We start from the raw sequence: 14,738 nt of genomic DNA on the forward strand, positions 1-14,738 counted from the left end.
TTGTTTATTCAAAAACCTTGAGCAATTGACTCACTGTTTTGTCAGAAATCTGGAAAAGGCTATTTGGTAAGATCCCGATGAGGAAAGCCAACAATCCAAGCGGCACCAACATCCATTTTTCGCGCGCATCGAGGTCATACAAAACCGCCAAATCGTCTTGATTTTTGGCCCACAATTTCCCCAAAAACATCCGTTGGAGTGTCCATAAGAAATAAGCTGCCGCTAAAATAATGCCTATGGTGCCAAGGGCTGCTACCCAAGTTGGAACTACTGCCGATTTGAAACCTCCCATGAGGGTAAACAATTCGCCCACAAAACCCGAAAAACCAGGCAAACCTAGCGAAGCAAAAAAGGCCACTCCCGTAAGCACAGTATAAATAGGCATGGGACCAATCAGTCCACGGTAGCTGTCGATGAGGCGGTTGTGGGTACGGTCGTAAAGAACACCCACTACCAAAAATAACATGGCCGAAAGCACCCCGTGGCTCACCATTTGATAAATGGCACCGTTGATACCTTCCGACGTAAGCGAGGCAATTCCGAGGACTACAAAACCCATGTGCGATACCGACGAATAAGCAATCATTTTTTTGAGGTCGTTTTGGGCAAGGGCATTAAAACCTCCGTAAACAATGGAAATGACGCCCAAAAGTGCCAAGACGAAGGCGTATTCATTGGCTGCATCGGGAAAAATAGGGTAGGCGATTCGCAACAAACCATAGCCCCCAATTTTCAACAAAATCCCTGCAAGCACCACTGATACAGGCGTTGGAGCCTCCACGTGGGCGTCGGGCAGCCACGTATGCAAAGGAACAATGGGGAGTTTGATGGCAAAACCAATAAACAACAACCAGAAAGCCAACATCCGAGACGGAATTCCAAACAAATTGACCTCACCCGATAATGACAATAGGCTGTTGGGCAGGTAGTTGCGCATATCTGTCATGTAACGAAGGTCAAAGGTATGCACCAACGTTTGGGTTAACTGTGACTCAACAGGGTCGATAACTGACAAATACAGCCCAATCATGACAATCAGAATGAGCAAAGAGCCAACAAGCGTATAAAGGAAAAACTTAATTGATGCATATTCGCGACGGGGGCCTCCCCACAGCCCAATCAAAAAATACATGGGCAGGAGCATAAACTCAAAGAAGAGGAAAAATAAGAAGAAGTCGAGGGCGATAAAACAGCCTGTGATACTGGTAGTTAATAGTAAATACAAGGAGAAATAAGCCTTCTCGCGTTTGTCAATATTCCACGAAGAAATAGCTCCTACAAGCATCACTATCGACGTCAGCAAGACCATTGGAAAACTGATACCGTCAATTCCGAGCAGGTAGTCAATGGAAACGGTGCCCATGTTGCCCAACGAAAGTGTAATCCAATCTGCTTTTTCCACAAATTGGTGGGCAGGGTTGGAAGTGTCGTACATGGAGTATAAAACCCCCGATACAAGTACTTGACAAGCCGTAAAAAACAACGTAATCCATTTGTACGTGTGTTTGAAACGGTTAGAAATCAGTAGAATAGCAATCGTACCTACCAAGGGGTGAAATACAAAAAAAGAAAGTAGATAAGGTATCTTCATAACTTAGTTTCAGTGGAGTACCCACAGGATAACAACGATAATTCCTACGAGAACGACTACAAAATAAGATTGGGCTTGGCCATTTTGGAGGTTGCGGGTTCGGCTACCGACAAACCTTGCCAGCCATGCTGCACCGTTGACTGCTCCATCGACGACCATTCGGTCAAAACGACCAATAATATGAGCGACAATGACGGTTAAATAAGCAAATCCATTGACGGTTACATCCACAATTTTACTATCGAGATGATACAGCCATTGTCCAATTTTTTGGAGAGGACTTATTAAAAATAAAAACTGCTCCGTTTCGGGGTCATGTTCCCTGAGGATTTGGAGTTGATGCTTAACCGAATCCCAACCTTGTTCGTATGCTTTTTTGATGGTGTCGTGCAATGTTCCAAATTGCTGAACAATAGATGGAATGTTGTGATTAAAAGTACAAATGTATCCCAAACTAATGCCTATTGCTGCGACAATTAATGATAAAGTAGCAACGATGGTATGCCATTCATGACTAAATTTGCTAGGAAAAAGTTGGAAAAACCAACCATGTGCGGCGTCTAAGGGATTGATTGAAAACCACACAAAAACCGATAATCCTGCCAATAAAACCATCGGTAGTTGCATAAGCTTATCGGCTTCGTGTACTTCAGGCGAGTGAATCACCGTTTCGGAAGCAGGTCGCGATAGAAAGACCAAACGCCACTGTTTCGTAATATAAAAGGCCGTTAGCCCAGCCGAAAGAAGAGCTGCAACAGGTAACACGTACGCAATAGCAGTTCGTTGCGAAGCCCAAGCAAATGCTTCAACCAAAATTGCGTCTTTTGATAGAAAGCCCGAAAAAAACGGTAAGCCTGCCAGTGCGGCGGCACAAATCGAATAAGCGACGAAAGTAACTTTCATTTTGGGGCGTAGATTCCCCATCTGCCGCATGTCTTGTGTATGTACAGCGTGGATGACAGCTCCTGCGCACAAAAATAATCCTGCTTTAAAAAAAGCGTGAGTCAATAAGTGAAATAAAGCTGCCTCACGTGCGCCAACCCCCATTCCAAGTACCATCAAACCTAATTGTGAAATGGTGGAGTAGGCCAAAAGTTTTTTGATGTCTGTTTGAAAAATAGCACGATAAGCACCCATCACCATGGTAATTCCGCCAATGAGGGCAATGATGGTAAGGGCATCGGGCGTCAATAAAAAATAAATTCTTGCTAACAAAAAAATCCCCGCAGCCACCATTGTCGCGGCGTGAATCAGTGCCGAAACGGGCGTTGGGCCTTCCATGGCATCGGGCAGCCAAGCCGAAAGTGGAAATTGTGCCGATTTTCCGACTGCTCCACAAAAAAGCAACAAACCAATGAGTGTCAGTTCATTGGTAGAAACGGCAAACCGTGAACTACCAACGGTTATCTGCGAACTTAGCACCGATAGTTCGCTCGTCCCGAAATACCAAAACAGGAGCAAAATTCCCATTAAAAAGCCCGCGTCGCCAATTCGGTTGAGGATAAAAGCTTTTTTTGCTGCCCAGACGGCCCGTGGTTTTTCGTACCAAAAGCCAATTAATAAATAGGAAGATAAACCCACCAATTCCCAACCTACGTACATTAAAAATAGGTTGCCAGCGAGTACAATCAATAACATCGAAAAGACAAACACGCCCAAAAAGGCAAAATACCGCCAACGACCCGCATCGTCGTGCATGTAGCTGATGGAGAAAAGCTGAACCAACAACGCCACAAAATGCATAAGAACAAGCATGATGAGCGTAAGATTGTCGGTTTGAAGCGACAACGTAAATGATTTTTCTTTGAGTTGAAACCACTCAACGGCAAACTGCTGTGGAGCATGAACCCACGATTGAAACAAATAAAGAGAGAGACCAAGCCCGAGGAGAGAAACAAAGGATGCGACCCAACCTGCCCAAGCATTGGCTTTTTTGCCTACTGACAACAGCCCGAGGCAACTAACCAGGGGTAAAAAAAGAAGAATGAGTAGCTTTGAAAACATTCAAACGTTAGCCTTTTGCGAGGGCAAAAGTAAAAACTATCTGCCAACTTTCAGAAGTTTACTGCAAAGCTGTTTCTAAAATTTAACAGAAGAGTAACGATTTTGACTAAGTTTCTTTAATTTTCAACTGAATTTACTCGTATGTAGTACTACGAATCGCAAGCGGTGGTTAGGGAAATGGCTTTTATGATAAAAAATGGACTTCTGTGGGTGGTATTTGTGCTGATGACGGCGTCGTCGTGGGCACAGAAGCCCACTATTGAACGTCCCGACACCCGAAAAAATACAAAAGTCAAAGACACAACGCGCGTTTCTTCCCCCATCGACAGCTTGTTTAAAGCGAAACTAGATGCCCCTACAGCCAAAGATACTGCCTTTGGAAAAACAGCTAAAAAGGTGATTCCCAAGACGTTTTATAATGTATTGTTTCGAGATATTGATCGGCATATTGACTCTGGACAAGTGGCCCAAATGGAACAAAATCCGCACTTGCCGTTTGCAGGCCGTTGGATTCGCGAAATCCATATCCATAGTTTAGATGTTTTTGGTTATAGTGTGCATGATACCTTACAAGTGCCAGGAAATTGGACCGAACGTACGGGAAATAAATTGCACCGAAGTACCCGTGAACGAATCATTTTAAGAAATTATCTTTTTTTTGAGGAAGGCGACGTGATTGACCCCGAAAAAATGCGCGACAACGAGCGTTATTTGCGTCAACAGGGGATTTTTCACGACGCACGCATTGTCATTGTTCCCTTTCGCAATGCTAAAGATGCCGTCGATGTCCACGTTTATACCCAAGATTTGTGGTCGTTGCTGCCCGATGGGTCGGCCTCAAATTTTGACAATTTTACGATTGGTATAGAACAACGGAATTTTCGCGGTTTGGGGCAGTCGTTCAAAAATACGGTATCGTACAACGGCCGCGACGAACGGCAGCGTTTGGAATATGCAGGGCGTTACTTTATCCCTTCTTTTGGCAAAACGTTTGTGGCGGGGGAGGGGATACTCAACGTGCAACGCGACCAAAAACAACTTTCTTTTAAAGCCTATCGTCCTTTCCTAACTCCCCAAATGAAATATGCGGGAGCAATAGAATTGGGATACTACAATCGTCGGTTGTTTGAATTTACCCTCGATTCGCTGACAGGGCGTTCCGTTAGGAATTATTTCTGGTCGCAGTATGTATTGTTTGATGCGTGGATGGGGCGTTCTTTTCGTATATTTTTTGGTGATGATAAACTGCGTGAACGGGCTCGGTTTGTGGTGGCTTTGCGGCACACGCGCCAATCTTTTTATGGACGCGACCGCAGTGTGACCGATAGCACTAACCAACTCTTCCAAAATACCCGCCCCACTTTGTTCAGCATTGGGTACTCCAACCGCCGATACCAGCGCGATTTGCTCATTTATGGTTTTGGCCGAACCGAAGACGTACCCGTGGGCGATTTGGTTTCGTTTGTTTACGGCAGTGACCCCGCCGAACTGGGCGACCGAAAGTACATCGGACTAAAATATTCGAGGGCCCGTTACATTAAAATCGGGTACTTATACAACCTCACTAACCTTGGAACTTACATAAAAGAAGGGGCGACTGAGCAAGGGGTTTTTAGCACCGAAAACAATTACTTTACTCCATTACATCGCTTTGGAGGGGAATGGTACGCGCGGCATTTTATCAACCTAAAATTTGCTTGGGGGTTCAATCGGTTTGCGAATGAATATCTTAACATAAGTGGTAACGAGGGCATTAGGGGCATTTCCAGCGACGAGCTGCGCGGTACCCGAAAATTGGTCATTGGTGCGGAGACGGTTTTCTTTAGTCCACTCAATTTTTTGGGTTTTCGGGTAGCGCCTTTTACTTTTGCCGATTTGGGATGGACTGCCTTTAGTGGACAATACCTCTTCCGAAATAAACCTTTTGCTGGCTATGGACTCGGATTTAGGTTCCGAAACGAAAATCTGACATTTACAACTTTTCAGGTTCGGCTGAGTATTTATTCGGGAATTCCAGACATTGGGCAGCCATTTCGGGCCAATTTTGATGGTGTTCCGCCGTTAAGGTTTAGAGATTTCGATATTTCAGCTCCTGAAATCGTCCAGTTTAAGTAAGGAGAAAATAATTGATAAAATTTTGTTGGTTATTTAACAATCTGATTATCAAGAAAATAAATTTTTATTTTTAGTTTTTTCTAAAAAAATAAATTAAATGTATTGACATATAATGTAAATACATCATATATTTGCAACGTCAAATATGACACATGTACCATGTCTATCGAAACTGACATCAAACAAACAAAATTTAAAAACCCGTATCAGCGAGTTGCGATTAACTTGCTTTATACAACGAACTGGTTGACTAACAGCCAGGCTTGCCTGTTAAAACCCTATGAGTTGACACCTCAGCAGTACAACGTTTTACGGATATTGCGGGGACAACATCCAAAGCCAGTACGGGTAAACGACATCATAGAGCGCATGCTTGACAAGATGTCGAATGCCTCTCGCTTAGTAGATAAACTATTAGCAAAAGGGTACGTTCGCCGTACGGAATGCCCAAGTGATCGCCGAGCAGTAGATGTAGTGATTACGGAGGAAGGATTGGCAATTTTATTGGAGCTGGACAGTATGCAGGAAGAATGGGAAAATCAGTTGAAGCGGTTGACTGAAGAAGACGCGAATACTCTCAGTGATTTGCTTGACCGCCTCAGAGGGTCATGCGCTGCTAAAGAAGGCCAGTGCCCATCTATCGAAGAATAGGTTGATGCGAACTAATTTTACGCATTTGGCTGTTGTAAAACCAAAACCTATTAATTCGATAAGCCTAGTTTGTAATTAGTACATTTTTAGCGTTTAAAACTTTTAAAATTCACAATAAACACAAATTCTTTAACTACAATTAAGTACAATGAAAACAATGAAAATGATTGCAAGTGTGTTGGTAGCTGGTTTGTTGGCCGTTAGCGGTGCTTCTGCTACCGAAAAAAATAGCTCGAAAAAAGCAGTTGCTTACAAAGTAGATGCGTCGAAAAGTGTGGTAAAATGGAACGCGAAAAAAGTAACTGGTGAGCACTACGGAACAGTAGCATTGGCAAATGGTTCTTTGTTGGTGGATGGCGCTAAAGTAACTGGCGGTTCGTTTGAAATTGATTTGACTACCATCAAATGTGACGATTTGACAGATGCAGGTTACAACGCGAAATTGGTTGGTCACTTAAAATCAGATGATTTCTTCTCGGTAGAAAAGCATCCAAAAGCAAAATTTGTCATCAAGAAAGTGGACGGAACTGGTGCAAACATCAATATTACTGGCGATTTGACAATCAAAGGAATTACCCAGAGCGTAACTTTCCCAGCGACAGTGAAAGCAGATGCGAAAGGGGTAAGTGCTAACGCAAAAATCACACTTGACCGTACTAAGTGGGATATTCGTTATGGCTCAAAAACATTCTTTGCTAACATCGGTGACAAAGCGATTTACGATGATTTCGCTATCGACTTGACATTGGCTGCTGCAAAGTAACTTGACCTATTTTGGGAAATCAAAAAGCCTCTCCTGAGTTTCGGGAGAGGTTTTTATTTTTTCAGGGGAATGTAATTTTTGAACCTACCCAACGTTTTTTCAATAATGCGATTCCTGACTGAAGACCACTTATGAAACGCCTAATCTGCCTATTAACAGCTCTTTCAAGTTATTCGTTTGCCCAAACCCCTGCGGCAACCCAAAAAACTGACAACTCTGAGGATGATGCCTTCGTTTGTCATTACTTTGGATTCAAACAACTCCAATCGCCCAAGGACATTTGTAACTACCTGAGTTTTCGCTCCAACCAACATGCCGAAGCGGTCGTGGACCGAATCTTAAAGCAAGTGGGCTTGTTGCGAAACTTTATCGTGGTCGAGTGTCCCAACACCGAAAATTGCTTTGCAACCGTGGTGGATGGACAACGCTACATCGTTTATGACGGTGCGTTTATGAAGCGGGTTGAAAACGTAACCCACACCGACTGGTCGGCCATTAGTATTGTAGCCCACGAAATCGGGCATCATTTGCAAGGCCACACCATTGACGGGAAAGGGGCACGTCCGCAAAAAGAGTTAGAAGCCGACCGTTTTTCGGGTTTTGTAATGCAGCGCCTTGGGGCTTCCTTAGAAGAGTCGCTGGTGGCGATCAAAACCTTGGGTGACGACAAAGCCACCTATTCTCATCCTGCCAAAACATACCGTATTGACGCCATTCGGCAAGGTTGGATGGATGCCGCAGGTCTAACAACGGCCGTCACACCGTCGAAATCAGAAGCCCCCCTAACGGCCAAAAATCAAAGTAAAATTCCCGTAACTATCGCCTCTACAAGTACGGGTTCGTTTCCTGCTTCCGACGATGATGAAGAGGAAGAAGACGACGACGACGATAAGGTAGGGTGTACTGCGGGAAATTGTGAAAATGGTTACGGTATTTACGTACATGAAAGCGGTGAGCGATATGAAGGTGATTTTCGGATGGGGCGTCGTCATGGCATTGGAGTTCAATATTATCCCGACGGAAAAATGAAGTATAAAGGTGATTTTCAAGCCGACCAACGTGCAGGCTACGGCGCTTATTATTTTCCCAATGGTGATAAGTACGTGGGAATTTTCCAAAATAATTTACCCAACGGAAAAGGTACCTATTATTACGTGGATGGTGATAGATTTGTGGGTATTTTTGCCAACGGAAAACGAAATGGCCAAGGCGCATTTTATCACCGTAATGGACGAAAGGAAGTGGGGATATATACCAATGACGAACGGGTTAAATAGAAAAATACGTTTGGATAAACATAATGAAACGTAAATTGTTTTAATTTGAAGAGCCGCTGAAAAAGCGGCTTTTTAGTTTTATCAAGGAAACATTACCATGGATTTTGGCAAATTAACCGATATTTCAGGGGTCGATTTTACCTTACCAAACGACCCTGACTTCAATAAAACAATCCTTAAAGAGGCTGTTAAGGGAGAGAAACAAGTGTTTGTTGGGCCTCCTATTTGGGCCAATAAAGAATGGGTGGGGAAAATTTATCCCACCACGGCCAAAGAAAAAGACTTTCTTTACCATTACAGTCGTCAGTTCAATACGATTGAATTAAACGTAACGCATTACCAAATTCCGTCGGAGTCCACCATTCAGCGTTGGAAAGAGTCGGTGCCTGCCCATTTTAAGTTTTGCCCTAAATGGCCCCAAGAAATCAGCCACGACCGCCAATTGCGCGGTTGTGAACCTTTAAGTGACGCCTTTACCAAGTCGGTGTTGGGCTTAGAAGCTAATCTTGGGATGACTTTTCTTCAATTAGGGCCGTATTTTGACGCGCGCCAATCCAAGGTTTTATCGACTTTTTTGAAACAACTCCCCCCTAAATTTCCCATAGCGGTTGAATTTCGCCACCCCGATTGGTTTGCGCAACCAGTGATTTGGGAAGAAACCTTGCAGATGCTGCACGAGTTGGGCGTGGGCACGGTCATGTCGGATGTGGCAGGCCGCCGCGATGTGGTTCACATGGGACTTTCAAATTCAACGGTTACGCTCCGATTTGTGGGCAATGAACTTCACCCGACCGACTACAGCAGGGTGGACGAGTGGGTACAGCGTCTAAAAAAATGGTTTGAAACAGGGCTATCAACGGTCTATATTTTTGTCCATTGTGGTGAAAATCTTCATGCCCCCGAGCTGTCTAGCTATTGGGTTGAGCAACTAAATAAATATTGCCACTTTGCACTCTTAGCGCCTCGTATTCAGCCTAAAGTAATCCAAGGCTCGTTGTTTTAATTGCTTCTCTTTTGTTACAAGGCATAAAAAAAAGTGCCATTCACGCAACCATATCGGTGTGAGACTCGTAAATAGCTTTAAAAGGAGTTTTTAACCAACAATCCATCTTTCTTTTAACATGAAAAATCAAACCATGAAACGAGGACAATTTTTGCGCAATTTAGGGCTTAGTAGCAGTGCGTTAATGGCATTTTATTGCATGGGAACTACTATGACGGCTTGCTCAAGCGGGAGTGTTGACCCAGATACTTCTGGAACGGGTTCAAATACGGGGGGAACAAATACAGGTACGACTGGCTTAACAGGAAATGCTGATTTGAGCAAAGGAGCGATTAGTTTTACCCTTGATTTAACCTCAAGTAACTATTCGACCTTGAAAACTGAAGGTAAATTTGTGGTTGTAGGCAGTTTGATTGTGGCCAATGCCAAAGGAACCATTGTTGCCCTGTCAAAAGCGTGTACCCACGAAGGTACAACCGTTGATTATCGCTCGGCACAAAATGATTTTTATTGTAGTAACCACGGCTCAGAATTTAGTACAGCTGGTGCAGTTGAAGTGGGTCCAGCTACCAGGGCTTTGACAGTATATAAAGCCCAACTAAGTGCCAATGGCAATACGCTCACAGTAAGTGCGTAATCATCGAAGTTCCTCAAATAAAATAAGCGTGTTAACCATTTGATATTCCCAAATTATGAAAGTAGTTGCTAAAATAGCCTTATTGTGGCTAGTGATAGGTATAGTCAAGGCAAATGCCCAAGATGACTTGACAAAATTGCTGGAGCAAGAAACTCCTAAAACAACCGATTATACCTCTGCGACCTTCAAAGGGACACGGATTATCAATGGGCATTCGGTTGAAACGGTGAAGAAAAATCACCTTGATTTTTTGATTCACCACCGTTTCGACCGCCTCAATTCTGGTGCCTATAATTTGTTTGGGCTTGATTATTCTACTGTTCGTTTGGGGTTTGAATACGGCTTGACCGACAACATCATGATTGGAGTTGGGCGTAGCAGTGTCCAAAAAACCTACGATTTCTTTGGGAAAGCCAAGTTGTTACGGCAGGCAAGTGGAACAAAAAATATCCCTGTGTCCATCACGGGTTTGGTCAGCGCAGTCATCGAAACCCAAGATAAGACGCTTTCTACCCAAGACAAAACTTCGTACTGTACGCAATTGTTGATTGCGCGGAAATTTAACGATAAGTTGTCGCTGCAATTGAACCCGACGTTGTTGTATCGCAATCGAGTGGCTACGGCCGCGCAAGAACGCGCGTTGTTTGCTCTTGGTTTTGGCGGACGAATGAAAGTCAGTAAGCGCGTCTCGTTAAATGCCGAATACTACTGGGCTTTTCGTGATCAAGATATTATCAATGACCTTGGCGATAAGTACAATAACTCGTTGGCGATTGGCTTTGACATCGAAACGGGCGGGCACGTTTTCCAACTTCACTTCACCAATTCATCAGGTATGGTCGAAAAACAATTTATTGGCGATACGGCGGGGAGTTGGGGCAAAGGCGATATTCGCTACGGATTCAATGTGTCACGCACGTTTAGCTTCGACAAAAGAGCTAAAAGCATGATGAAATAAAAGCATACAATCATCTCAAACCTATTTGAATGGCTATGAAAACACGCATTAAACTTTTCTTGGGCTGCCTGCTATTGGCGGGTTCGCTGCGAGCACAAGGGATATATCTGACCAATAAGGGAGAAACCACTTTCTTCTCAGAGACCCCCGTCGAGGACATTTCGGCAGTGAATAAGAACAGTGTAAGTATCATCAACACCGCAACGGGAGACGTAGCTGTGCAAATGGTGATGAAGCAGTTCGATTTTCCCAATAAGTTGATGCAGGAGCATTTCAACGAAAACTACATGGACTCAGACAAGTATCCCAAAGCCGTTTTTAAAGGAAAATTGGTAGAAAAAATTGATTATACTAAAAACGGTACGTACGACGTCTCTGCTACGGGCGATTTAACGATTCATGGGGTAACAAAACCCCGTACTCTCAAAGGAAAACTCACTGTGGCTGAGGGAACAATCTCCATTAATTCTGAGTTTGATGTTGCCTTGGTAGATCACAACATAGAGGTGCCAAAGATGGTTTTTGTGAAAATTGCGCAGGTAATTAAGGTAAAATGTAAGTACAGTATGGCGCCACAAGCTGCTAAAAAATAAAGTAAAATAAGTATAGGTGTCGCACCGATTCCTTTTGATGAGTGGTCTTAGCCAAGACTACTCATTTTTTGTTTCTCTTAATTTATCACTTTTAGTATCATGACAAAATTAAAATTCACACTCGTTTTTGCAGCAGCAGCGCTTATTTTGACCTGCGGATTTGTGCAAAAAAAAGGAAAATGGCAAAAGCTTTTCAATGGCAAAGATTTCAGCGGTTGGCACAACTTTAACAAACAAGGTCAGCCCGTGTCGGATAAATGGAAGGTAGAAGATGGCGCAATGACCCTTACTGCCAGAGGCGGTGGTGACTTAGTAACTGACCAAGAGTTTGAAAATTTTGAGTTGGAAATGGAGTGGAAAATCGCCGAAAAAGGCAATAGCGGCGTTATGTGGGGCGTAGTAGAAGACAAAAAATACTGCTGCCCTTACAGCACAGGCCCAGAAATGCAAGTATTGGACGATGCCAAACACCCAGATTCGTTTGCTGGTAAAAATGGTAATCACAAATCAGGTTCATTGTACGACATGATTCCACCCGCAGACCTGACGGCCGTGAAGCCCGCAGGAGAGTGGAACAAGGCTAAAATGCTCATTTCAAACGGACAAGGCACGTTTTGGTTGAACGGAAAGCAAATGGTTACATTCCCAACCAAAGGAGAAGGATGGGACGCCTTGGTTGCCAACAGTAAATTTAAGACTTGGGAAGGATTTGGAAAATTTGCAAAAGGCAAAATTGCGTTGCAAGACCACGGCGACAAAGTATGGTACCGCAATGTCCGTATTCGTGAATTGTAGATAAAAACACAAACCCAGCCGAAACAGCTGGGTCTGACGTTCCTATCCACATCATTTTAAAACAGATTTTTGTAAAACCTCGCAGCTACACAAACCCCTAGGGTAGCGCGAGGTTTTTTTTCATCATAGGTCAAGTTGTGATTGAATCAACATTGCAAAAATATGCAAACTTTTTGTTTTAATGCAACTTTTTTTTGCATTTTTTTGCAAAGAATTTTCAATACTTTGCAAACGATACTTGGATACCTGTCAGACACGTCAACCTATGATTAAAGAAGAACGCCAACGGCTCATTATTGAGAAGCTCAATCGTGACCAAAAAATCAATTTGTTGGAGTTGAGCCAATTGTTGAATGTCTCCTACGATAGCATTCGCCGCGATGTTATTGAGTTAGAAGACAAGGGACTTTTAAAGAAAGTCCACGGAGGTGCGGTGGCCAACTCGTACTTATCGTTTAAAAATACGCACAACTATAGCGCCGACCAGCAAGAGGTGGTGATGCTGACCCGAAAAGCACAAAAGCTTTTTTACAATCACCAGACAATACTCATGGACGGAGGTACAACCAATTTTCATATTGCGGAGCAGTTCGCTAAGAATCTGGAAATGACAGTGATTACGAATAGCTTACCCTTGGCGGCGGTATTGAATGAACATCCCAAAATCGAAACCATTTTACTGGGGGGAACTTACCATAAACGCTATCAAATCACGATTGGAAACCAAGTAATGAAGCAACTTGAGCATATTCGGGTGGATTTGTACTTGATGGGTTTTAATGGGCTAGATCCCGAAGTCGGCGTTACGCTACGCCACTATGAAGAGTCGGTTCTAAAACAGAAAATGGCGCAAGCAGCCAAAAAAGTAGCTATTTGCGCCATTACTGAAAAGCTGCATACGGTAGAAACCTACAAAGTATGCGACTTACAAGATATTGATATTCTGATAACAAGTTTGAAGCCTTCTGACGTCACTTTAAATGGGTTTCGGCAGCAAGGTATTGAACTTATCTAAAAACATTGCAAAAGTTTGCAGTTTTAAAGAAAACCTTCGTCAGAGATACGTTGCACCAGAATTTTGTCAATACGACTTTTATCCATGTCGATGATTTCAAAGCGATATTCCTGCCAAGTAAAATATTCGCCAGTGGCAGGAATATCCTTGATAATGTGCAGGGCAAATCCGCCGAGGGTATTAAACCCAGTCAATTCTTTGTTGTCTTCGACCACAATATCAAAGTGGTCGAGGAAATCTTCCCAAGGAAGCTGTGCATCCACCAAAAAGCTGCCGTCTTCGCGCTCAACGATGTCGTAGTTAAACTCATTCGTTTCTGACAAATCTCCCACCAGAACGTCCATAATGTCGTTGAGGGTGGCAATGCCTTGCATGGCGCCATATTCATCGACGATGATGCCAAAATGCACGCGTCGCTCCTTAAATTTTTCTAAAGCTTGGTACGCTTTTATATTTTCGGGAATGTATAGCGTTTCGCGGGCCAACGTTTCCAAGCGTCGAAGTTGCCCATCGAGGTCTTCACCGAGCAGGTCTTTGACATAAATTAAACCAACAATATTATCAATTCCGTCATTGCAAAGCGGATAAACAGAGTGTTTTGATTCCAAGATTTTTGCTCTATTCACCTCAGGTTCATCGGCTGCATCTAGCCAAGTCACTTCTTGGCGGTTAGTCATTAAGGATACAATTTTGCGGTCTCCAAGGTGAAATACATTTTCAACAATTTCTTGTTCAATTTCGTCAATAGCGCCCCCTGTGGTTCCTTCTTGGATAATTGTTTTAATCTCTTCTTCTGTAATAGATTGATTTTGTGGTGTAATTCGAAGCAATTTCATAATCAAATCGCTTGATTTGGCCAACAACCAAATAAATGGTGCGGTAATGGTAGAAAGCCAGTTCATTGGCGCTGCCATAAATTTGGCAATGGCTTCGGGGTTGGCCATCCCGATTCGTTTAGGAACAAGTTCTCCAAGTACCAACGAGAGGTAAGTGACAAAAAGGACAACGCCCCCAACAGCAATGCTGTGGGCGTAGGGTTTAAGCAACTCAAACTGTTCGATGTACGTTTGAAAATCAGTTGTAATGCGTTCGCCACTGAATACCCCGTTAAGGATACCGATGAGCGTGATACCAATCTGGACTGTGGATAAGAAGCGATTGGGAGAGTTGGCAAGTTCAAGCGCGTGTTGGGCTTGACGGTCACCGTTGCGGGCCGCGGTTTCCAATTTCGACTTTCGCGATGAGACAAGCGCGATTTCCGACATGGAGAAAATTCCGTTAATTAGAACGAGTAGAACGATTACAAGTAGTTCCACGAAGGGGGGATGGTTGGTAC

The 14,738-nt window shown here is 43.5% G+C and carries 13 protein-coding genes; 10 read left to right on the top strand and 3 right to left on the bottom strand.

The genetic code is table 11. From position 1 onward, the window contains the following. Positions 1-4: 4 nt before the first annotated feature. Positions 5-1,591 carry a complex I subunit 4 family protein gene (locus tag AC23P2_RS16925; protein WP_487774295.1) on the bottom strand — a complete coding sequence of 529 codons (1,587 nt, stop codon included), beginning with the start codon at positions 1,589-1,591 and terminating at the stop codon, positions 5-7. Positions 1,592-1,600: 9 nt separating this feature from the next. Next, the gene (gene nuoL / locus AC23P2_RS16930; protein WP_487774296.1) at positions 1,601-3,595 is read right to left on the bottom strand and encodes an NADH-quinone oxidoreductase subunit L; all 1,995 of its coding nucleotides are present in this window, start codon (positions 3,593-3,595) and stop codon (positions 1,601-1,603) included. Between the two features lie 186 nt (positions 3,596-3,781). On the opposite strand from nuoL, the gene AC23P2_RS16935 reads away from it, so the two are divergent. The 10 genes from AC23P2_RS16935 (at position 3,782) to AC23P2_RS16980 (ending at position 13,402) form a co-directional block, all read left to right on the top strand. Continuing rightward, positions 3,782-5,710, top strand: coding sequence for a BamA/TamA family outer membrane protein (locus tag AC23P2_RS16935; protein WP_487774297.1), 1,929 nt, complete (start codon positions 3,782-3,784; stop codon positions 5,708-5,710). A 159-nt stretch (positions 5,711-5,869) separates the two neighbouring features. After that, entirely contained in the window at positions 5,870-6,361 is a 492-nt protein-coding gene (locus tag AC23P2_RS16940; protein WP_487774298.1) for a MarR family winged helix-turn-helix transcriptional regulator, read from the top strand. 148 nt (positions 6,362-6,509) lie between these two features. Then, a complete protein-coding gene (locus tag AC23P2_RS16945; RefSeq protein WP_487774299.1) occupies positions 6,510-7,124 on the top strand; it encodes a YceI family protein in 615 nt (204 codons plus the stop codon). A 131-nt stretch (positions 7,125-7,255) separates the two neighbouring features. After that, a complete protein-coding gene (locus AC23P2_RS16950; RefSeq protein WP_487774300.1) occupies positions 7,256-8,401 on the top strand; it encodes a hypothetical protein in 1,146 nt (381 codons plus the stop codon). Between the two features lie 97 nt (positions 8,402-8,498). Continuing rightward, the gene (locus AC23P2_RS16955; protein WP_487774301.1) at positions 8,499-9,404 is read left to right on the top strand and encodes a DUF72 domain-containing protein; all 906 of its coding nucleotides are present in this window, start codon (positions 8,499-8,501) and stop codon (positions 9,402-9,404) included. A gap of 118 nt (positions 9,405-9,522) precedes the next feature. Next, positions 9,523-10,041, top strand: a complete 519-nt coding sequence (locus AC23P2_RS16960; RefSeq protein WP_487774302.1) for a QcrA and Rieske domain-containing protein — start codon at positions 9,523-9,525, stop codon at positions 10,039-10,041. A 55-nt stretch (positions 10,042-10,096) separates the two neighbouring features. Next, the gene (locus AC23P2_RS16965) at positions 10,097-10,999 is read left to right on the top strand and encodes a DUF5777 family beta-barrel protein (RefSeq protein WP_487774303.1); all 903 of its coding nucleotides are present in this window, start codon (positions 10,097-10,099) and stop codon (positions 10,997-10,999) included. Positions 11,000-11,034: 35 nt separating this feature from the next. Next, positions 11,035-11,592, top strand: a complete 558-nt coding sequence (locus tag AC23P2_RS16970; protein WP_472491800.1) for a YceI family protein — start codon at positions 11,035-11,037, stop codon at positions 11,590-11,592. 99 nt (positions 11,593-11,691) lie between these two features. After that, positions 11,692-12,387, top strand: coding sequence for a 3-keto-disaccharide hydrolase (locus AC23P2_RS16975; RefSeq protein WP_487774304.1), 696 nt, complete (start codon positions 11,692-11,694; stop codon positions 12,385-12,387). Between the two features lie 265 nt (positions 12,388-12,652). Then, positions 12,653-13,402: a DeoR/GlpR family DNA-binding transcription regulator gene (locus AC23P2_RS16980; protein WP_472491797.1), complete on the top strand. Its 750-nt coding sequence runs from the start codon at positions 12,653-12,655 to the stop codon at positions 13,400-13,402. Between the two features lie 23 nt (positions 13,403-13,425). Here the strand turns inward: AC23P2_RS16980 and AC23P2_RS16985 are convergent, their stop codons facing one another. After that, on the bottom strand, positions 13,426-14,718 hold the full coding sequence (locus AC23P2_RS16985) for a hemolysin family protein (RefSeq protein WP_472491795.1): 1,293 nt from the start codon (positions 14,716-14,718) through the stop codon (positions 13,426-13,428). Positions 14,719-14,738: the final 20 nt, after the last annotated feature.

This window comes from Runella sp. R0.1_18, assembly GCF_057652155.1.